Source organism: Janthinobacterium sp. P210006 (genome assembly GCF_036231885.1).
In the GTDB taxonomy this organism is placed as follows: Bacteria; Pseudomonadota; Gammaproteobacteria; order Burkholderiales; family Burkholderiaceae_D; genus Janthinobacterium; species Janthinobacterium violaceinigrum.
This window is the reverse complement of the sequence record NZ_JAZARD010000002.1, coordinates 391,616-410,155: the sequence shown is the minus strand read 5'-3', so window position 1 is coordinate 410,155 and position 18,540 is coordinate 391,616. Positions and strand designations below refer to the sequence as shown.

At 64.6% G+C, this 18,540-nt stretch carries 18 protein-coding genes; 15 read left to right on the top strand and 3 right to left on the bottom strand.

Annotated elements, in window-relative coordinates; all coding sequences use genetic code 11:
• Positions 1-13: 13 nt before the first annotated feature.
• From VPH41_RS10275 to VPH41_RS10255, 5 genes are all read left to right on the top strand, one after another.
• Positions 14-472, top strand: a complete 459-nt coding sequence (locus tag VPH41_RS10275; RefSeq protein ID WP_328569915.1) for a MarR family winged helix-turn-helix transcriptional regulator — start codon at positions 14-16, stop codon at positions 470-472.
• Positions 469-1,668 (top strand): FAD-dependent monooxygenase, encoded by a 1,200-nt coding sequence (locus tag VPH41_RS10270; protein ID WP_328569914.1) that lies wholly within the window; start codon positions 469-471, stop codon positions 1,666-1,668. Before VPH41_RS10275 ends, VPH41_RS10270 begins: the two co-directional genes overlap by 4 nt.
• 189 nt (positions 1,669-1,857) lie before the next feature.
• Positions 1,858-3,960, top strand: coding sequence for a c-type cytochrome (locus VPH41_RS10265; RefSeq protein ID WP_328569913.1), 2,103 nt, complete (start codon positions 1,858-1,860; stop codon positions 3,958-3,960).
• 59 nt (positions 3,961-4,019) lie between these two features.
• A complete protein-coding gene (locus VPH41_RS10260; RefSeq protein ID WP_328569912.1) occupies positions 4,020-4,796 on the top strand; it encodes a class I SAM-dependent methyltransferase in 777 nt (258 codons plus the stop codon).
• Positions 4,797-6,086: an NRAMP family divalent metal transporter gene (locus tag VPH41_RS10255; RefSeq protein ID WP_328569911.1), complete on the top strand. Its 1,290-nt coding sequence runs from the start codon at positions 4,797-4,799 to the stop codon at positions 6,084-6,086.
• Between the two features lie 3 nt (positions 6,087-6,089).
• Here VPH41_RS10255 and VPH41_RS10250 read toward each other — a convergent pair whose 3' ends face one another.
• The gene (locus tag VPH41_RS10250) at positions 6,090-6,884 is read right to left on the bottom strand and encodes an SDR family NAD(P)-dependent oxidoreductase (RefSeq protein WP_328569910.1); all 795 of its coding nucleotides are present in this window, start codon (positions 6,882-6,884) and stop codon (positions 6,090-6,092) included.
• 154 nt (positions 6,885-7,038) lie between these two features.
• On the opposite strand from VPH41_RS10250, the gene VPH41_RS10245 reads away from it, so the two are divergent.
• The 7 genes from VPH41_RS10245 (at position 7,039) to VPH41_RS10215 (ending at position 11,999) form a co-directional block, all read left to right on the top strand.
• Positions 7,039-7,425, top strand: a complete 387-nt coding sequence (locus tag VPH41_RS10245; protein WP_328569909.1) for a MerR family transcriptional regulator — start codon at positions 7,039-7,041, stop codon at positions 7,423-7,425.
• Between the two features lie 3 nt (positions 7,426-7,428).
• Positions 7,429-8,094, top strand: coding sequence for an SMI1/KNR4 family protein (locus VPH41_RS10240; protein ID WP_152255762.1), 666 nt, complete (start codon positions 7,429-7,431; stop codon positions 8,092-8,094).
• A 100-nt stretch (positions 8,095-8,194) separates the two neighbouring features.
• The gene (locus tag VPH41_RS10235) at positions 8,195-8,746 is read left to right on the top strand and encodes a DUF4142 domain-containing protein (protein WP_328569908.1); all 552 of its coding nucleotides are present in this window, start codon (positions 8,195-8,197) and stop codon (positions 8,744-8,746) included.
• A 114-nt stretch (positions 8,747-8,860) separates the two neighbouring features.
• Complete coding sequence (locus VPH41_RS10230; protein ID WP_287772030.1) at positions 8,861-9,241, top strand: hypothetical protein; 381 nt, start codon at positions 8,861-8,863, stop codon at positions 9,239-9,241.
• 13 nt (positions 9,242-9,254) lie between these two features.
• Positions 9,255-9,686 (top strand): hypothetical protein, encoded by a 432-nt coding sequence (locus tag VPH41_RS10225; protein WP_328569907.1) that lies wholly within the window; start codon positions 9,255-9,257, stop codon positions 9,684-9,686.
• A 237-nt stretch (positions 9,687-9,923) separates the two neighbouring features.
• Positions 9,924-10,388: a cache domain-containing protein gene (locus tag VPH41_RS10220; RefSeq protein WP_328569906.1), complete on the top strand. Its 465-nt coding sequence runs from the start codon at positions 9,924-9,926 to the stop codon at positions 10,386-10,388.
• 60 nt (positions 10,389-10,448) lie between these two features.
• Positions 10,449-11,999, top strand: coding sequence for a methyl-accepting chemotaxis protein (locus VPH41_RS10215; protein ID WP_328569905.1), 1,551 nt, complete (start codon positions 10,449-10,451; stop codon positions 11,997-11,999).
• Here the strand turns inward: VPH41_RS10215 and VPH41_RS10210 are convergent.
• The gene (locus VPH41_RS10210) at positions 11,996-13,087 is read right to left on the bottom strand and encodes a hypothetical protein (protein WP_328569904.1); all 1,092 of its coding nucleotides are present in this window, start codon (positions 13,085-13,087) and stop codon (positions 11,996-11,998) included. The two genes, VPH41_RS10215 and VPH41_RS10210, sit on opposite strands and share 4 nt — an antisense overlap.
• Before the next feature lie 10 nt (positions 13,088-13,097).
• A complete protein-coding gene (cadR, locus tag VPH41_RS10205) occupies positions 13,098-13,529 on the bottom strand; it encodes a Cd(II)/Pb(II)-responsive transcriptional regulator (RefSeq protein WP_152255756.1) in 432 nt (143 codons plus the stop codon).
• A gap of 99 nt (positions 13,530-13,628) precedes the next feature.
• Between cadR and VPH41_RS10200 the strand changes: the two genes are divergently transcribed.
• The 3 genes from VPH41_RS10200 to VPH41_RS10190 all read left to right on the top strand — a co-directional run bounded on the left by VPH41_RS10200 (position 13,629) and on the right by VPH41_RS10190 (position 18,535).
• On the top strand, positions 13,629-15,920 hold the full coding sequence (locus VPH41_RS10200; protein ID WP_328569903.1) for a heavy metal translocating P-type ATPase: 2,292 nt from the start codon (positions 13,629-13,631) through the stop codon (positions 15,918-15,920).
• Positions 15,921-16,005: 85 nt separating this feature from the next.
• On the top strand, positions 16,006-17,475 hold the full coding sequence (locus VPH41_RS10195) for an alpha/beta fold hydrolase (RefSeq protein ID WP_328569902.1): 1,470 nt from the start codon (positions 16,006-16,008) through the stop codon (positions 17,473-17,475).
• A gap of 10 nt (positions 17,476-17,485) precedes the next feature.
• On the top strand, positions 17,486-18,535 hold the full coding sequence (locus tag VPH41_RS10190) for an alpha/beta fold hydrolase (protein WP_328569901.1): 1,050 nt from the start codon (positions 17,486-17,488) through the stop codon (positions 18,533-18,535).
• Positions 18,536-18,540 lie beyond the last annotated feature (5 nt).

The following is an 18,540-nucleotide window of genomic DNA, read 5'->3' as shown; positions in this document are numbered from 1 at the left end:
AGATCCGCGCGGCATGCACATCGCCGGGGACATCATCGGCCGCCAGCTGCAGGATATCGCGATCCTGACGCGCGAAACGGCCCAGCAACTGGGCACCGCGATGGGCATCAACCAGACGGACCTGGCCCTGATGGAGCAGTTGATCACGCATGGTCCCCTGTCGCCCAATGAGCTGGCCGCGCGCCTTGCCGTGACGACGGCGGGCGTAACGCTCGTCATCGACCGCCTGGAACGGGCCGGCCACGTGACGCGCGTACGCCAGCAGGATGACAAGCGCCGCGTTCTCGTCCATCCCGTGCCGGCCTCCGTGGCCCAGACGTACCGGCATATCGCACCCATGCTCGATGGGCTGGATGCGGTGCTGGGCGCCCTGTCGGCGGACGAACGCACGACGATCGAACATTTTCTCCAGCAAGTGATCACGGTTTACCGGACCACGTTGCCAACCCCATCAGAAAAGAAAACAAAATGAAAAACAAACGAAAAATCCTCGTAACGGGCGCCAGTGTCGCCGGCCCCACCCTGGCTTTCTGGCTGGCGCGCCAGGGCATGGACGTCACCGTGGTCGAGCGGGCGCCCGAATTTCGCGATGGGGGACAAACGATCGACGTGCGGGGCGCAGGCAAGATCGTGGCCCAGCGCATGGGGCTCGAAAGCGCCATCCGTTCCAAAAGCACGCATGAGGACGGCATCAAGTTTGTCGACGAACATGACCGCACCCAGGCGGAAATCGGCATCGGGGCGTTCGGCGGCAACGGTCCCGTGGCCGAGCTGGAAATTTTACGCGGGGAACTGGCCAAGTTGCTGATCGAGCATGGCCGCAGCACGGTGAACTACCGCTTTGGCGACAGCATCGCCGCGCTCGAGGAATTGCCCCATGGCGTCAAGGTGCGCTTCGAGCAAGGCGGCGAACAGGTCTTCGATCTCGTCATCGGCGCCGAAGGCGTGGGTTCGCACACGCGCAAGCTGGTGTTCGGCAACGAAGTCAGGCGCCGCTCGTTCGATCTCTACACGGCCTATTTCACCATCCCCCGCGCAGCCGGCGATGCGCGCCAGATGCGCTGGTTCAATGCCCCTGGCGGCCTGAGCGTATGTTTGCGTCCCGATAACCTGGGCACCACGCGCGCCCTGCTGTCGTTCCAGGAAGCACCCAGCGCCTACGAAAAGCTGTCGCCTGCCGAGCAGAAGACCCTGCTGAAGCAGAAATTTGGCGGCCTCAAATGGGAGACGCCGCGCATCCTGGCGGCCCTGGATGACACTCCCGACCTGTATTTCGACCAGATTTCCCAGGTAAAAATGGCGCGCTGGTCGAAAGGCCGCATTGCGCTCGTGGGCGACGCCGCCTATTGCGCTTCGCCCATCAGCGGCATGGGGACGAGCCTGGGCATGTGCGGCGCCTACGTGCTGGCGGGGGAGCTGGGACGCCACGACGATCACGCGCAGGCATTTGCCGCGTATGAAGCGATCATGCGCCCGTATGTGGACCAGGCGCAGAACGTGCCCAAGTTCGCGCCGCGCCTCGCTTCCCCGCACTCGCGCGCCGGGATCGCCGTTGGCCATGCCTTGCTGCGCATGAGCAATGTGCCGGTTGTGAAGTCCATCCTGGCGAAGTTCCTGACGCCCAAGGCCGATGCCATCTCGCTGCCCGAGTATGCGCACATGGCGTGAAGCAGGCCGGCGGTGACGGGCAGGCGTGCACGGTGTCTGCCATGCGCGCCTGCCGGTGCGCCGCGCGCAGGCATACACGAATTTTTGCCGTGATGCACTAGGCAAAATTACCTAGTCGATCGAAAGAAACTCCCAATTTTCGCCATGGCGGCGAATGCGTAAGCTTGGCCCCAATAATAAAGGGTCACCATGAACGCCATTTCCATCCCCCCTCGCGGTTCGCACCGCCATCGCGTCACTTTCTTCCTGACAACTACCTGGTTCGCGCTTATCTTGCTGGTCCTGGGCTTGCTGGCCTGCTGCGCCAGCGCCCGGGCCGCGCCTGCCGCCACGCCCGCCGCCTCGGCCGAACTGATCAAGCGCGGCGAATACGTCGCCCGCCTGGGCGACTGCGTGGCTTGCCACACGAGCCCGAACGGCGCGCCCATGGCGGGCGGCCTGGAGCTGAAAACGCCTTTCGGCACCATTTACAGCACGAATATCACGCCCGACGCGAAGACGGGCCTGGGCAGCTACTCGTTCGCGCAATTCGACCGCGCCATGCGCAAGGGCGTGGCGGCCGACGGCCACAACCTGTATCCGGCCATGCCCTACCCTTCCTACGCGAAGATCACACCCGACGACATGCAGGCCCTGTACGCCTACCTGCAGCGGGGCGTGGCGCCCGTGGCGCAGCAAAACCGCGAAACGGACATGAAATGGCCGTTCAGCATGCGCTGGGGTTTGTCCTTGTGGAATGCGGTCTTCCTCGACGATGCGCCGTTCAAGCCCGACAGCGCCAAGTCGGCCGTCTGGAACCGGGGCAGCTATCTCGCCCAGGGCCTCGGCCATTGCGGCTCCTGCCACACGCCGCGCGGCGTGGCTTTCCAGGAAAAGACCATGGGCCAGGATGGCAGCAGCGGCAAGCATTACCTGTCCGGCTTCACTTTCGACGGCTGGCATGCGGTCAACCTGCGCAAGCTGTGGACGCCGGCCGACATCGTGCAATTGCTCAAGACGGGCCGCAACAGCTTCGGCACTGCGGCCGGCAGCATGACGGAAGTCATCACGCACAGCACGCAGTATTTCACTGACGGCGACCTCGATGCGCTGGCGCACTACCTGCACAGCTTGCCAGCCAAACCGGGCGCGCCAGTGCCGCAGGCTAAACCGGCGCCTGCTGTCGCGGCCAGCAACGATGCGCTGTACAACACGCGCGGCGGCCTGGGCTACCTGCAGTTTTGCGCCACCTGCCACCGCCGCGACGGCCGCGGCGTGGAAAACATCTTCCCGCCGCTGGCGCAGAACGATTCCGTGCAGTCGAAGGACGCCACTACCGTCATCCATATCGCGCTGACGGGCTGGCAGTCGGCCGTCACGCAGCATTCGCCCCGCTCGTTCGGCATGCCGTCGTATGACCGCCTGTCGGACGCGGAACTGGCGGAAATCCTCACCTTCGTGCGCGGCAAATGGGGCAACCACGGCGCGCCCGTCACGCCAGCGCAGATCGCCAGGGTGCGCAAGGAGCTCAAGCTCAAGGCGCCGGATGCTGGCGGTTTCGTCACGCCCCGCTTTGCGGCTTTGTCGGCCGATCCGAATGCCAGCCAGTTGATCCACGGCATGCAGCTGATGACGGAAACGCGCGCGCGCCTGCCGAACAACGTGGGCAACGACCTCAATTGCAGCAGTTGCCACCTGAACGGCGGCACCGTGGCCAACGGTTCGCCCTTCCTCGGCATTTCCGCCTTCTTCCCGTCGGAAGCGCCCCGTGCCGGCAAGGTCATCAGCCTGGGCGAGCGCATCAACGGCTGCTTCCGCCGCTCCATGCACGGCAAGCCGCTGCCCGTGGACGGTCCCGACCTGCAAGCCATGGTCGCCTACATCGACTGGATGAAGGGCGCCACGCAAGCGAACGACAAGGTGCCGGGACGGGGCGTGGCCAAGATCGACCGCGCGCTGCTGCCCGACCCCGTGCGTGGCAAGAAGGTGTATGTGGAGCAATGCGCCGTCTGCCATGGCGCGAATGGCGACGGCATCCGGGGCGCCAACGGCGAAGTGGCCTTCCCGCCGCTGTGGGGCGAGCGTTCGTTCAACATCGGCGCCGGCATGGCCCGCACCTACACGGCGGCCGGCTTCGTCAAGGCCAATATGGTGATGGGCCACGGCCAGAAATTCCCGCTGGGCCAGGGCAACCTGTCCGACCAGGATGCCGTCGACGTGGCCGAGTATTTCACCCACATGCCGCGCCCCGACTTCCCCGACAAGGTCAAGGACTGGCCGAAGGGCGGCAAACCCACGGATGCGCGCTACTGACACCCTGTTCCCTGCGTAATCTGCTACGCTCATGCCACGACCACGCCTGGGAGTCATGCATGAGCAGCAATATCCATCACGCGGCAGCCGACGGCTACGCCACGGCGGCCGCCACCTACGTCAAGGGCCGGCCCGATTATCCACCCGCCGTGTCGGCCTGGCTGCAGGACAGCCTGGGCCTGGCGCCGGGCGCCAGCGTGCTGGACCTGGGCGCCGGCACGGGCAAGTTCACGCCGCGCCTGCTGGACACGGGCGCCACCGTCATCGCCGTGGAACCCGTGCCCGCCATGCTGGCGACCCTGTCCGCAGCCTTGCCGCAAGTACAGGCCCTGTCCGGCACGGCAACGGCCATTCCCTTGCCCGACGCATCCGTCGACGCCGTTGTCTGCGCGCAAGCCTTTCACTGGTTCGCCACCCCGGCGGCGCTCGATGAGATCTTGCGCGTGCTCAAGCCGGGCGGCAGGCTGGGCCTGGTGTGGAACTTGCGCGACGCCAGCGTGCCCTGGGTAGCCAGGCTCGACGCCATCGTCAACCGGGCCGAAGGCGACACGCCCCGCTACTACACGGGCGCCTGGCGCCAGGCCTTCCCCCACGCGGGCTTTGCGCCCTTGCAGGAAACACAATTTTCCCAGGAGCATACGGGCACGGCCGAAGACGTGCTGTTCAACCGCGTGCGCTCGACCAGTTTTATCGCCGCCCTGCCGCCGCAGGAGCGCCAGCGCATCGACGAGGAGATCCGCCAGCTGGTCGCCTCGGAACCGGCCTTGCGGGACCGGGACAGCATCAGCGTGCCCTACCGGACGGCCGCCTTCGTGGCGCAAAAACAGGCGGCCTAGATGCCAACCGGGAAAAATGGCGAACAGCCCGCAGCCCCGTCCGACACCTGGCTGGGCAAGCTGGGCCCTGGCCTGATCACGGGCGCGGCCGACGACGACCCCAGCGGCATCGCCACGTATTCGCAGGCGGGCGCCCAGTTCGGCTTCGGCATGCTGTGGACCGTGTGCCTGACCTTCCCTTTGATGCTGGGCATCCAGGTCATCAGCGCCAAGATAGGCCGCGTCAGCGGCCATGGGCTGGCGACGAATATCCGCCGCCACTATCCCCGCTCCTTGCTGTACGCCATCGTCGGCTTGCTGCTGCTGGCCAATGTCATCAACATCGCCGCCGACGTGGCCGCCATGGGCGATGCGTTGACCCTGATCATCGGCGGCCCGCCCCACGCGTACGCCGTGGGCTTCGGCCTGCTGTCCCTGCTGCTGCAAGTGTTCATTCCCTATCAACAGTACGTGCGCATCCTGAAATGGCTGACCCTGGGCTTGCTTGCCTATGTGGCCACCGTGCTGACCGTGCATATTCCTTGGGGCGAAGTGGCGCTGCGCACCGTCTGGCCCCAGCTGGCCTGGTCCGCCGCGTCGGTGACCATGATCGTAGCCGTGTTCGGCACCACGATCAGCCCCTATCTGTTTTTCTGGCAGGCATCGCAGGAAGTGGAAGACTTGCAGGCCGATTCCAGTGCACAAGCCTTGCGCCGCACGCCCGAGCAGGCGCCACGGCAGTTCCAGCGCATCAAGATGGACACGGCCATCGGCATGGGCTTTTCCAATCTGGTGGCGTTCTTCATCATGCTGACGACGGCCGTGACCCTGGGCGCGCAAGGCATCACGCATATCGACACATCGGCCCAGGCCGCTTCCGCCCTGCGTCCCATTGCGGGCGAGTTCGCGTTTGCCCTGTTCAGCCTGGGCATCATCGGCACGGGCTTGCTGGCCATACCCGTGCTGGCCGGCTCTGCCGCCTATGCCATGGCCGGCGCCTTTCACTGGAAAAGCAGCCTGGAACTGGCGCCCCGGGCCGCCAAGAAGTTCTACGGCATCATCGTCACGTCCACCGTGATCGGCGCGGCCCTGTGCTTCACGCCGCTCGACCCCATCAAGGCCCTGTACTGGAGCGCCGTCATCAACGGCGTCATTTCCGTGCCCATCATGGCCCTGATGATGGTGATGGCGTCGCGCCCCGCCATCATGGGCTCGCTCACCATTTCGCGCCGCCTGCGGGCGCTGGGCTGGCTGTCCACCGCCGTCATGGCGACGGCCGTGCTGGCCATGTTTGCCACCATGGCGTTCTGATGCCTACGCCGTTTTCGGCTTGAGCATGCCTTCCACGATGCCCAGCACGGTCTGGCGGGGCAGCAGGCGCGGCAGCCAGGCCAGCAGCCGGTTGGGCCTGCCCGCCACGTGGCTGCTGCGGCCCCGGTCGAGCGCCCGCAGCGCTGCATCGACGACGGCTTGCGGCGCCATGCGCTTGCCCACGGCCGCTTCGGGCGCGGTCACCACGTCGAAGAAGGGCGTGTCCGTCGCGCCCGGGCACAGGGCCAGCACGCGCACGCCGCGGCGGCGGTTTTCCGCCCACAGCGCTTCCGAAAACGACAGCACGAACGCCTTGCTGGCGCCGTAAACCGCCATGTAGGGATCGGGCTGCAGGGCTGCCGTGGATGCCACGTTGATGATGGCGCCCCGCCCTTGGGCCAGCATGTGCGGCAAGGCGCAGTGCGTCAATTCCATCAGGGCCGTGCAATTGACGGTGACCTCCAGCCCCTGGCGCGCCAGATCGGTGTTTTCGAAACGGCCATGCGTGGCGAAACCCGCGTTGTTGATCAGCACATCGGGCGGCATGCCCAGCGCGCACGCCTGCGCATGGGCGTCCTGCGCGGCGCCGGGCAAGCCCAGGTCGGCCACCAGCGCATGGGCGCGGATGCCGTGGCGCCGGGAAAGGTCGGCCGCCAGCGCATCAAGTACGGCGCCGGAGCGGGCCAGCAGCAGCAAGTGGGCGCCGCGCGCGGCCAGGGTTTCCGCAAAGACGCGGCCGATGCCGGACGAGGCGCCCGTGATCAGCACGGTTTGATTGGTATAGTTGAAGGCGGTCATGGCAATTGAATCGTAGTGAAGAGGATTTCACTGTAAACTGTGGTCTTTAGTCCACGGTCAAGCGTGGAACGTAAAAAAGTGCGCATGCCTGCGTTGCACATGCCTTGCCCTGCACATTTTTCGCGTTCCACAAATGAATAGAAAGTCAAAAAACATGCGCATCGGTGAAATCACCCGCCTGACGGGCGTCAGCAAGGACACGGTGCGCTTCTACGAGCGCCAGGGCTTATTGGACGAAGCGCCGCAGCCAGGCATGACGAATAACTACAAGGAATATTCGGCGCAAGCCTTGCGGCGCATCGAGCTGATCGGCCACGCCAAGGCCCTGGGGTTTACCTTGAAGGAAATCGCTGAAGTGATCGCCGTCTGGCAGGAAAATGCCCTCGATGCGGCCACCAAGCGGAGCATGCTGGAAATTAAAATTGCCCAGATCGACGACAAGGCCCGCTCGATGGCCGTGCTGCGCGCCGGCCTCGTCGATGCGCTGGCCAAGGTGGAGACAGGCTGCGACGATACGGCGCCAGTGCATATACAAGGATAATCAATGAACCATTCAATCGCTAACTACTACACGCAATACCGCCACCTGGCCATCGAGGGCGCCAAGCCGCCGCCCACGGCGCAGCAGATCGCCGCCATCGAAACCCTGCTGGAAGCCCCGCTGCCGCCCGCCTTCCTGGCTTTCCTGCAGGCGGCCAACGGCGCCTGGTTCGATTACACCTGCGATGTGCCGGACGGTAATGGCGGCGTGGAAAAGATGGGCTTCAATACCTTCTTCAGCGCCGACGAAGGCGATTTCTGCGATGAAACCCTGGTGGGCGAAATCCGCGCGGCGCGCCAGCACACGGCCATGCCCCCGAAAATCCTGCCCTTCGCCCGCGATGGCGGCAATTCCATGGTCTACCTGGACCTGACGGAAGACGGCGGCGGCCGCGTGCTGGCCTATGTGCAGGAGTTGCCGGAGTGGACGGGCAAGCGCGCCCACGGTTTCATCGAACTGGCGCCCTCGTTCGACGCGTGGCTGGACAGCCTGTATATCGACCGGGAAACGGTACTCGACGAGCTCGAGCACAGCGTGTCGGAACCCTCCCACCTGGAAGCGATGGCGCAATGGCTCGATATCGGCATGCCCGCCTGGCGCCGCGATGCGGGCATCGCTGCCTTGTTTGCCCTGAAACAGGTCGAATTGTGCGCTAACGAACAGGACTAGTCCTACGGGCATGGCCGCGACGGTCCTATTCGTGTGCGCAGGCCGGTGGCTTAACATTGTCATCAGCTTACAGAAAAAACCACACTTGAAAGGATTTCCCATGCCCATCTCCACCACCAGCTCCCGTACGCCTTCCCTGAAAAGCGTGGCCATCGGCGCCGCCGTGGCGCTGCTGAGCGGCATCGCCATCAGCAGCATTGCCGCCGCCGTACCCGCCGCTTACGACAGGCAATTCCTCAGCAAGGCCGCCGATGCTGGCAGCACGGAAATTGCTGCCAGCAAAGTGGCGCAAAGCAAGAGCAGCAATGAGGAGGTGAAGAAATTCGCCGACGCCATGGTGAGCGGCCACACGACAGTGGCGGAGGAATTGAAACAGCTGGCCAGCAGCAAGCAGATCGAGGTCAGCGACCAGCCGGCCGCGAAACACAAGGCGCAAATCGACAAGCTGGGCCGCCTGGAAGGCCCGCAATTCGACAAGGAATATGCGGCCAGCATCGGCGTGGCCGCGCACAAGGACGCTGTAAAACTGTTTACGGATGCCAGCCAGAAGGCCAGCGACCCTGACATCAAGGCTTTTGCCGCCAAGACCTTACCGGCATTGCAACATCACCTGGAAATGGCAAACGCCTTGCACGCGGCGCTGGCGAAATAGACTGCAGTAAGACAGCAGTACGCAGGGAAATACTTGCCGTACGTGCTGTACGGCAAGTATTTCTGCTCTTGACATACAATGCGGCAACTTCGTTTTCGGCCATGCCATGACCTCATGCAGCTACTCAAGAAAACCGGCCTGATCGCCGCCGCCATCCTGTTCGCCATCGTGCTGGCAGGCTGGCTGTTCATCAAGGTAAGCGCGGCGCGCAATGCCACCGTGTATGCCCAGAAGTGGAACGACCAGGGCACGTGCGTGATCAAGACCTATGTGCCCCACTACGGCGATGGCGTACCACAAAACATCGTGCGCGCGCTGAGCACGACAACCTTCTTCCGCGTCTACCACAAGGATGGAACCTTGCTGGAAAGCACAGAATGGGTGCTGGACATGCACGAAGACGGCATCCTCGACTATGCGCGCTGGGGCCAGAACCGTGCCATCTATCCCACCGACCTGGGCTACGAAGGCTGGACCTTGCCCGAGTGCGCGTAAAAGGAACGTCACCATGCAACAGCAAAAAGGACTGCGCGGCCCCTGGAGCGATGCCCTCTACGTTCCCACCTTGCACCATTTCCTCGGTCCTTTCGACGTGTATGACCGTGAAGAAACTCTGGGCGTGGAGCTCGATGGCTGGGACATGAACGACCCTGCCCAGCGCGCGGCGCTGATACGGCGCGACATCACGTCGCAATACAAGGAACTCGGCTACCGCCACCGCCACGCGCTGGTGGCCGTGCTGGCGCAGGCGCTGCAAGACCCCGCCTACGATTTCCAGGCCATCCTCGAACATGACCCCGAAAGCACGCATGCCCTGCCCTGTCGATGGGATGAAATGGCCGACCCGCGCGCCTTCTTTGCCGATATCTACCGGCTGGTACAGCAGGACTGGCGCGACGATCTGGCCCGCGCGGCGGCGGAAGACCCGGCCGACTGGTAGCGCGGCGCCCGCGCCACACTAGCTTGTCGATAGCCTGCAGCGCGCTTTTCCCTCTGAAAACCGCGTTGCGGCATGGCGCGCGCGACGTTGCAAAAACGCCCCATTCAAAAAAAGTCTGTTGCACCAGTGTATGCCCGCTGGCATCGCGCTACCATGACCCGTCGGCACTCCGATAGGCACCGCATGCGGCGCCGCTTCCTTGCCGGCTCCCCCAGCCGCCATTTGAAGGAGACTCTCATGCCCCAGTTCGCCCCCGCCCTTTACCTGTCGATCGCCGTGGCCGCCCTGCCCCTGGGCGCGGCCAGCGCCGCGGAAGGCGGCGCCACGCGCGCCGACGCCGAAGCCATGGTCAAGAAAGGCGTGGCCTACATCAAGAGCGCCGGCGACGCCAAGGCGTATGGCGAGATCACGGCCAAGTCGCCGCAATTCATCCTGCACGACCTGTACCTGGTCGTCTACAAGCTCGATGGAAGCGTCGTCGCGCATGGCGCCAACCCGAAAATGGTGGGCAAGAACTTGATCGACCTGAAGGATATCGATGGCAAGGCCTTCGTCAAGGAAAGAGTCGACCTGGCCAGGAGCAAGGGCACGTTCTGGCAGGAATACAAATTCACGAATCCGGAAAACAAGAAGATCGAGCCCAAGGTGATGTATTGCGAAAAGCTGGCCGAGACCGTCGTCTGCGGCGGCATCTACCTGTAGCCAGCCTTCGCGCCGCCGGCGCCGGGATGGTTTTCCGCTCTCTTGACGATAGGGGCTCCGATGAAAATCGCGCAGAAGATGTTGATCGTCCCGGTGGTCGCGCTGGCTTGCCTGCTGGCCATGGGGGCCTTGTCGTATTTCGCCATGCAGCAAAACGAACAGCGCATGCGCGAATTGAAAGACGTCACCTTGACGGCCGAGCGGCTTGCCAACCAGCAAGCCATTGCCCTGGGACAGGTGCATGCCGATGTGTATGCGAAGATCGCCATCGCCGCCAGCCTGTCGGACGAGCAGTTCAAGCAATTCGGCACGCAAACGGATAGCCAGCTGAACGCCATCGCGCAAGGCTTGACGGAACTCAAGAAGTTCTCGGGCGCCGCCACGGAAGCGGGCCAGGCGTTGCCGGGGCTCGAACGCTACCGCAGCAGCGTGGCGCAGGCGCTGGACCTGGCCTCGATGGATGCGAACACGGGCGTGGCCGCGATGCAGAATGCCGCCACGCATTACCAGCAAGTGCGCGGGCAGCTGCGCCAGGTGCTGTTCAACCTCGACCGCCACACTGCCGATGCATTGCAGGACACCAAGAATGCGGGCCAGCGCGCCGGCTGGCTGTCGCTGGGCACCATGGCCATCGGCTTTGCCCTGCTGGCCCTGATCGCCACTTGGGTGGCGCGCTCCGTGCTGGGCCCCATCGACGAGGCTTGCCGCGCCGCCGAAAGCCTGGCCGCGGGCGACTTGACCACGCGCATCGATGCACGGGACGACGACGAGGTGGGCAAGCTGTCGCGGGCCCTGGCCACCGTGCTGAAAAACTGGAACACCTTATTGGGCGACATACGCCAGGCAGGCTCCACCATCACGGTGGAAGCGAGCGAAATCGCGCTGGGCAATGCGGATTTGTCGGCCCGCACGGAGTCGCAAGCCCATTCCTTGCAGGAAACGGCATCGTCCATGCATGCCTTGACGGATACCGTGCGCGAGAACGCCAGCCATGCGCACCAGGCCAACCAGATGGTGCTGTCGACGTCGCACGTGGCGCTGGAAGGCGGCCGCGTGGTGGGCCAGGTGGTCGAGACGATGGGCTCGATCAAGGCCAGTTCCGGGCGCATCGTCGACATCATTGCCGTCATTGACGGCATTGCGTTCCAGACCAATATCCTGGCCTTGAACGCGGCCGTGGAAGCGGCGCGCGCGGGCGAACAGGGACGCGGCTTTGCCGTCGTCGCCACGGAAGTGCGGGGCCTGGCGCAGCGCTCGGCCACGGCGGCGCGCGAAATCAAGCAATTGATCGAGGATTCCGTGGCCAGGATAGAAACGGGCAGCGAGCTGGCCGACAGCGCCGGGCGCACCATGGGCAACATCGTCGCGTCCGTCCAGCAAGTGACGGAGATCATGAACGACATCACGGCGGCCAGCGAGCGTCAGAGCAAGGGTATCGAGGAAGTCAACAATGCCATCACGCAAATGGATGAATTGACCCAGCGTAATGCCGCCCTCGTCGAACAGTCGGCCGCCGCCGCGCAAAGCATGCAGGACCAGGCGCACGATCTATTGCGCGTGGTCGACGCTTTCCGGCTGGGCGATGGCGGCCCGCCATTGCTATCCCGCTAGCGCCGGTGCGGCATGGCGGCCTGGGCGCAGACTTGCATGGCCTTGCCTGCCGCCACCAGCGCGGGATCCGCATCCCGCTGCAAGACATTGCCCATGCGGTATTGCTGATGGTAATCGCCCAGCAGGGCTGAATACAGGAAAACCTGGTCTTGCCTGCGCCAGGCGGCATTGTGGTTGCTGCCCGGCTCTGCCGGGATCGCGGCGCTGAAGTAGCTGTACAGGCCGCCGACCCTGTTCTTGTGCAGCCATTCCATCAATTGCACGATGCGGTACTGTTCCAGCAGGCTCAATTCGCTGACCTTGCCGTTGGACAAGGCATAATACAGTTCCAGGCGCGCCATCCAGTTGCCTTTTCCGCCGGCCGCCACCAGCGCATCCCAGGCAGGGCCGGTACGCAAGGTGCGCGCGTCGCCCGGCAAGGCCATCCACGCTTCAACCAAGGCCTGCTCCGGCACGGGGCCGTAATAGGCGGGGGCGCGGCACACGAACTGGCGCGCATCGGGCCCGTCCTGCGGGACTGCGTCGGCGATGTGCCGGGCGATCTTGTCACCGATGCCCAGCAGGCGCTTGCCGTAGCCGTCCAGGGTCCAGCTCGGCGGCAGCCGGCCCAGCCAGGCCAGTTCATCGTCGTTGGCCCGGGCCGCCACCGCGTAGGCGGCAATCCTGGCCTGCATCCTCACCTCTTTCTGCTGCTCCGCCAGCTTGAGCATTTCTTGCTCTTCGTCATAGCGGCTCGTGGTTTTGCCCAGTTGCACGCATCCGAGGAAGGCGTCGGGCGCGCCCTGCCAGCACTGGGCGGCTACCTTCAGTTGCCAGCGCATGCTGACGGTTTTCAGCACATAGTGTTCTTCGCCCTCCTCTCCCTTGAGATAGGCGCGCCCGTCCGCCTTCGTCACCCCTTGCGCCAGCTGCTTGCCGCCGGCCGTGCTCCAGGTGTACGGGTCATCGTCCTGCGGCACGCCGGGAGCGGCGTACAGGATCAGGTAGTGGCCGGCTGCAGCAGGCGCATCGGCGGCATGGCTCAGGGGCGACAGCAGCGACAACAACGACAAGGTCAGTAAAGTGCTCTTGGAAAACAGTTTCGGCATGAAGCAATCGTCAATGCAGTTCGGTATGGCAAGCGCAGTCGTGGCCGCTGGCCGCCTCGGACAGGTTTTGCAGGATGGCGCAGTCTTGCGACGGCTTGGGCTGGTCGCACTGGTGGCGCAAGGTCACCAGTTGCTGCTGCAAGGTTTGCAGATTGGCCATCTGCTCGGCGATGCGCAGAATATGGTGATCGAGCAATTCATTGACGCTCTGGCAGCCTTCTGCCGGGTTGTTCTTAAATTCCAGCAAGGCGCGGATATCCGTCAAGCCGATCTGCAGCGAGCGGCAATGGCGGATGAATTGCAGCCGTTCCTGGTGCTCTTCCCGGTATTCGCGGTAGCCGGCGCTGTTGCGGCCCGGTTCCTGCAGCAAGCCCGCCTTTTCATAGTAACGCACGGTTTCCACGTCACAATCTGTCCGTTTGGCCAGTTCTCCGATACGCATGGCATCTCCTTTTTCATTCCAACTTGCAAATTCCGCTTGACCCTGTAGCGGCTACAGGGTTTCTAATGGAAGCATACACGAATCCTGAAGGATGATGCGATGCCGCACGATAGCCATAACCACGCGCAGGACCACAAGCATGACCACGAGCACGTGCACGAGCCCAGCCCTGCGCCCAAGGCGGCCAGCTGCTGTTCCAGCCAGCATGCGTGCTCGTCCGCGCCTGCCGCCCCGTCCGCGCCCGCCCTGCCCAGCGCGCCCATCGACGGCGCCAGCACGGCCAAATACCGCATCGCCAACATGGATTGCCCCACGGAAGAACGGCTGATCCGCAACAAGCTGGCCAATATGGCCGGCGTCGTGGGCCTCGATTTCAACCTGATGAACCGCGTGCTGGACGTGCACCACACCCTGCCCTCGCTGGCCACGGTGGAAGCGGCCCTGCACGGCATCGGCATGCAGGCCATTCCCATGGAAGCGGACGCGGTCGTCGCGCGCGATCCGGCCGAAGGCAGCCTGAGCAGCCTGCAAAAGGCTTTGCTGGTCGTGTCCGGCCTGGCGGCGGCGGGTGCCGAAGCGCTGGCGTGGACCACGCACGAAGACAGTTCGCCCCTCGTCATCGCCCTGGCTCTGCTGTCGATCGCTACGGGCGGCTGGCCGACCCTGAAAAAGGGCTGGATTGCCCTGAAAACATTCACCCTGAATATCAATTTCCTGATGAGCCTGGCGGTGTTCGGCGCCATCGCCATTGGCCAGTGGCCGGAAGCGGCCATGGTCATCTTCCTGTTCGCCATTGCCGAGCTGATCGAAGGCCTGTCCCTGAACCGCGCGCGCAATGCCGTGCAAAGCCTGATGCAACTGGCGCCCGATACGGCAACCGTTGCCGACGCCAGCGGCGCCTGGGGGCCAGTGAGCGTTTCCACGGTAGCCATCGGCACGGTGATGCGTGTCAAACCGGGCGAACGCATCGCCCTCGACGGCATCGTGCAAAGCGGCGAGTCGTCCGTCAACCAGGCGCCGATCACGGGTGAAAGCATGCCGGTGGACAAGGCCGTGGGCGACGTCGTGTATGCGGGTACCATCAATGAGCGGGGCTTGCTCGACGTCACCGTGACGGCCAACAGCGGCAACAGCACCCTGGCGAAAATCGTCAAGGTGATCGAGGAAACCCAGGGCAAGCAGGCGCCCACGCAGCGCTTTGTCGACAACTTCGCCCGCTACTACACGCCGGCCGTCGTCGTGTTCGCCATCCTCGTGGCCGTGCTGCCGCCCCTGCTTTTCGGCGCCCCGTTCATGGCCTGGGTATATAAGGCGCTGGTGATGCTGGTGATAGCCTGCCCGTGCGCGCTCGTCATTTCCACACCGGTCACGGTGGTCAGCGGCCTGACGGCGGCCGCGCGGCGCGGCATCCTGGTGAAAGGCGGGCAATTCCTGGAAACGGGCTACCGCATCAAGGCCATCGCTGTCGACAAGACGGGCACCTTGACCATGGGTAAGCCGGCCGTCACGGACGTGGTGGCCCTGGAAGGCAGCGACCGCGATACCATCCTGCTGCTGGCCGCCAGCCTGGACGCCAATTCGGCCCATCCGCTGGCCGCCGCCATCGTCAAGGCGGGCCCGCCCGCCAGCAGCCACTTGCCGGTGACCCAGTTTGCCGCCCTGCATGGGCGCGGCGTGCGCGGCAGCATCGATGGACAGACGTATTACCTGGGCAATGCCCGCCTGATGGCGGAATTGAATGCGCTGACGCCGGAATTGCAAGCCATCCTGGCGCGGCTGGAGCAGCAAGCCTACACGGCCATGGTGCTGGCCACCTCGGCGGGCGCGCTGGGCGTGATCGCCGTGGCCGACGTGCTGCGCCCGACGGCGGCGTCTGCCATTGCCCGCCTGAATGCGTTGGGCGTGACCACCGTGATGCTGACGGGAGATAACTTGCTGACGGCGCAGCGCATCGCCGCCGAGGTGGGCGTGGGCCTGGTCAAGGCGGAATTGCTGCCGGAAAACAAACTGGACGAAATCAAGGCCCTGCAGCAGCAGTTCGGCGTGGTCGCCATGCTGGGTGACGGCGTCAACGACGCGCCGGCCCTGGCCCAGGCGGACATCGGCTTTGCCATGGGTGCGGCCGGCAGCGACACGGCCATCGAAACGGCGGATGTGGCCCTGATGGACGATGAGCTGGGAAAATTGCCCGAGTTCATCAGCCTGAGCCAGCGCACGCGCAGCATCCTCGTGCAAAACATCAGCTTTGCCATCGGCATCAAGGCCGTGTTCTTCGGCCTGGCGCTGGCCGGCATGGCCACCCTGTGGATGGCCGTGTTTGCGGACGTGGGCGCCAGCCTGCTGGTGGTGGCGAACGGCCTCAGGCTGCTGCGCGGCAGCAAGCCCAATTAAGTTCCTATAGAAATATTTCAATCTGGACAATTGGTGTAAAAAACGCTACTTTGGCGGCTGTTCCCCACCGCCGCCAAAGTAGCCGATGACCTTTCTGCCCCGCTTGACCCTGCTGGCCGCCTCGCTTGCCGCCCTTCTTGCCAGTGCCGGCCTGCATGCCGAACCCCTGTTGTTTACCCCCTGCTCCGATACGGCCGTTCCCGGCAGCCTGTGCTCGGGCTTGAACGTGCCGGGCAGCTACGATGCCCAGGGCCGCGCCGTGGGCGACAGCGATGCCATGCACGTCTTCGTGCGCAAGATTGCCGCCGACGTGCCTGCCGGCAAAGCCGCCAAGGGCAGCTTGTGGCTGGTGGCGGGCGGCCCCGGCGAATCGGGGGCCTCGTTCTACAGCCTGCTGCCCACCCTGCGCCGCAGCTTTCCCGGTTTTGAATTACTGATCCCCGACCACCGCGGCACGGGCCACTCGTCGCGCCTGTGCAAGGTGGAAGAGTCCGAACAAAGCCCCGGCGGCCGCGCCCTGGCCGGTGCCGAATGGGGCAGCTGCTTTGCCGGCATCAACCTGATGCCAGAGTACGTGACGCAGTTTTCCATCACCACGGCCGCGCGCGACTTGAAAGCCTTGATAGACGGCGAACAGGGCAAGAACAAACCACCTGTGTATGTATACAGTGTGTCGTATGGCACGCAGCTGGTCTTGCGCACCTTGCAGCTGGGGCCGCTGCCCGTCAAGGGCGTCATTTTCGATTCGCTGGTGCCGCCGCAGACGGATGCGCGCTGGGACTTGAGCCAGCGCTCGCACGTGGTGAACGCGGTCGGCCTGCAGGTGCTGGCCCGCTGCGATGCAGATGCGGCTTGCCACGCGGCACTGGGCGAGCCGGCCGCCAGCGTGTACCGGCGCGTGCTGGACAAGGTGCAAGCGGACCCTGCCTTGCTGGCGAAAATCCCCGGCAAGAACCTGAAACACTTTATGGGGGGCATGCTCGACGTGCCGGCCGCGCGCGACCGCATCCCCTACCTGCTGCACGAGCTGGACCAGGGCAAGGATGACGAGTTGACGGCCGTGCGCGCCACCCTGAGCCAGGCGGCGGCCAGCCTGGGCAGCTATCCCCAGTCCCCGCTGTCGATTCCATTGGTCAATATCATCAGCAATTCGGAAAACAATCTGCAGCCCTCGCTGCGCCCCGGCTGGACGGCGACCGATATCGACCGCGACGAGGCCAGTTTGCTGTTTACCAGTCCCCTGCCCCGCATCCTGCTGGGCGGCGGCTTGCCCACCTACGCGCGCGATGGATACTTTGGCGCCTTGCCCGCGAAAGTGCCGCCTGCCCTGGTATTGCAAGGCACGCTGGACCCGAAGACGCCGTATGCAGGCGCGCAGGCACAAGTGCAGGCTTTGACGCAGAACAAGGCTGGCAAGGTGGCGCTGGCCACCGTGCACAACGCCCCGCATTTCATCCTGTGGACGGCGCCCGCCTGTTTTGAACAGGCCAGCACCCGCTTTATTGCCGGCAAGCGGGCGCAGGATTGCACGCTGCAGTTCTCTCCTTCTATCTGAAAAGGACCATATGCGCATTACAGGCCCGGCATTGCTGCTGTTATCGTGTTTCGGTGCGGCCCATGCGGCGGCGCCCGCCACGCAGTCCATCTGCGCCTCGCCCGCACAAACCGTCCGCGAGCAAGGCTATGTGCCCATCAATGGCATCGAGCAATGGATCACGGTCACGGGCGCCGCCTGCGGCAATCCCGTGATCCTGTTCATCCACGGCGGCCCCGGCAATGCGCTCAGTCCCTACGCGGATGCCATCTATGCCGGCTGGGAACGCCACTACACGCTGGTGCAGTGGGACCAGCGCGGTGCGGGCATGACGTATGCGAAGCAGCGGCCGGCGGACGATGTGCCATTGACCGTGGAGCAGATGCGCGACGACGGCATCGCCGTGGCCCGCTATATCGGCCAGCATCTGGGCCAGCAGAAGGTCATCCTGATGGGCAGTTCCTGGGGCTCCATCCTGGGTGTGCACATGGCCAAGGCACAGCCGGAACTGTTTCACGCGTATATCGGCACGGCGCAGGTGGTCAATGCGCGGGCCAACGAGGCCGGCATGTACCGGGAAGTGCTTGCGCTGGCGCAAGCGGCCGGCGATACCGCCACGGTGGACAAGCTGACGGCGCTCGGCGCGCCGCCCTGGCGCGATCCGCGCAACTTCGGCATCCTGCGCCGCTTCGACCGCAAATATGAAGGATTGGCAACGGATGCGCCGCCCAGGCACTGGTGGCAGCCGGCACCGTTCTACGCCACGCCGCAGGCGCTGGCCGACGCCGAGGCGGCCGACGACTATTCGTACCTCCAGTTCATCGGCATGCAGGGCGACGGCATGTTCGCCCAGGTCGACCTGCCCGCGCTGGGCACGCGCTTTACATTGCCCGTGTTTTTCCTCATGGGCGAAGCGGACCTGCTGACCTCGCCCGCCATCGCGCGCAGCTACTTCGACAGCATCACGGCGCCGGGCAAAGGTTTTACCGTGGTGAAACGGGCCGGACACGACCCCAACCAGGCCGTGCTCGACGCACAATGGACGGTCTTGCGCGACCAGGTGGCGCCGCTGCTGAAATAAAGCGC

Bases quoted from the DNA above. Each gene is read 5' to 3' on its own strand.
- VPH41_RS10215 (WP_328569905.1), top strand. From the start codon at position 10,449: ATGAAAATCGCGCAGAAGATGTTGATCGTCCCGGTGGTCGCGCTGGCT.
- VPH41_RS10255 (WP_328569911.1), top strand. From the start codon at position 4,797: ATGCCAACCGGGAAAAATGGCGAACAGCCCGCAGCCCCGTCCGACACC.
- VPH41_RS10240 (WP_152255762.1), top strand. From the start codon at position 7,429: ATGAACCATTCAATCGCTAACTACTACACGCAATACCGCCACCTGGCC.
- VPH41_RS10195 (WP_328569902.1), top strand. From the start codon at position 16,006: ATGACCTTTCTGCCCCGCTTGACCCTGCTGGCCGCCTCGCTTGCCGCC.
- VPH41_RS10220 (WP_328569906.1), top strand. From the start codon at position 9,924: ATGCCCCAGTTCGCCCCCGCCCTTTACCTGTCGATCGCCGTGGCCGCC.
- VPH41_RS10190 (WP_328569901.1), top strand. From the start codon at position 17,486: ATGCGCATTACAGGCCCGGCATTGCTGCTGTTATCGTGTTTCGGTGCG.
- VPH41_RS10275 (WP_328569915.1), top strand. From the start codon at position 14: ATGCACATCGCCGGGGACATCATCGGCCGCCAGCTGCAGGATATCGCG.
- cadR (WP_152255756.1), bottom strand. From the start codon at position 13,529: ATGCGTATCGGAGAACTGGCCAAACGGACAGATTGTGACGTGGAAACC.
- VPH41_RS10245 (WP_328569909.1), top strand. From the start codon at position 7,039: ATGCGCATCGGTGAAATCACCCGCCTGACGGGCGTCAGCAAGGACACG.
- VPH41_RS10200 (WP_328569903.1), top strand. From the start codon at position 13,629: ATGCCGCACGATAGCCATAACCACGCGCAGGACCACAAGCATGACCAC.
- VPH41_RS10235 (WP_328569908.1), top strand. From the start codon at position 8,195: ATGCCCATCTCCACCACCAGCTCCCGTACGCCTTCCCTGAAAAGCGTG.
- VPH41_RS10250 (WP_328569910.1), bottom strand. From the start codon at position 6,884: ATGACCGCCTTCAACTATACCAATCAAACCGTGCTGATCACGGGCGCC.
- VPH41_RS10265 (WP_328569913.1), top strand. From the start codon at position 1,858: ATGAACGCCATTTCCATCCCCCCTCGCGGTTCGCACCGCCATCGCGTC.
- VPH41_RS10270 (WP_328569914.1), top strand. From the start codon at position 469: ATGAAAAACAAACGAAAAATCCTCGTAACGGGCGCCAGTGTCGCCGGC.
- VPH41_RS10225 (WP_328569907.1), top strand. From the start codon at position 9,255: ATGCAACAGCAAAAAGGACTGCGCGGCCCCTGGAGCGATGCCCTCTAC.
- VPH41_RS10230 (WP_287772030.1), top strand. From the start codon at position 8,861: ATGCAGCTACTCAAGAAAACCGGCCTGATCGCCGCCGCCATCCTGTTC.
- VPH41_RS10260 (WP_328569912.1), top strand. From the start codon at position 4,020: ATGAGCAGCAATATCCATCACGCGGCAGCCGACGGCTACGCCACGGCG.
- VPH41_RS10210 (WP_328569904.1), bottom strand. From the start codon at position 13,087: ATGCCGAAACTGTTTTCCAAGAGCACTTTACTGACCTTGTCGTTGTTG.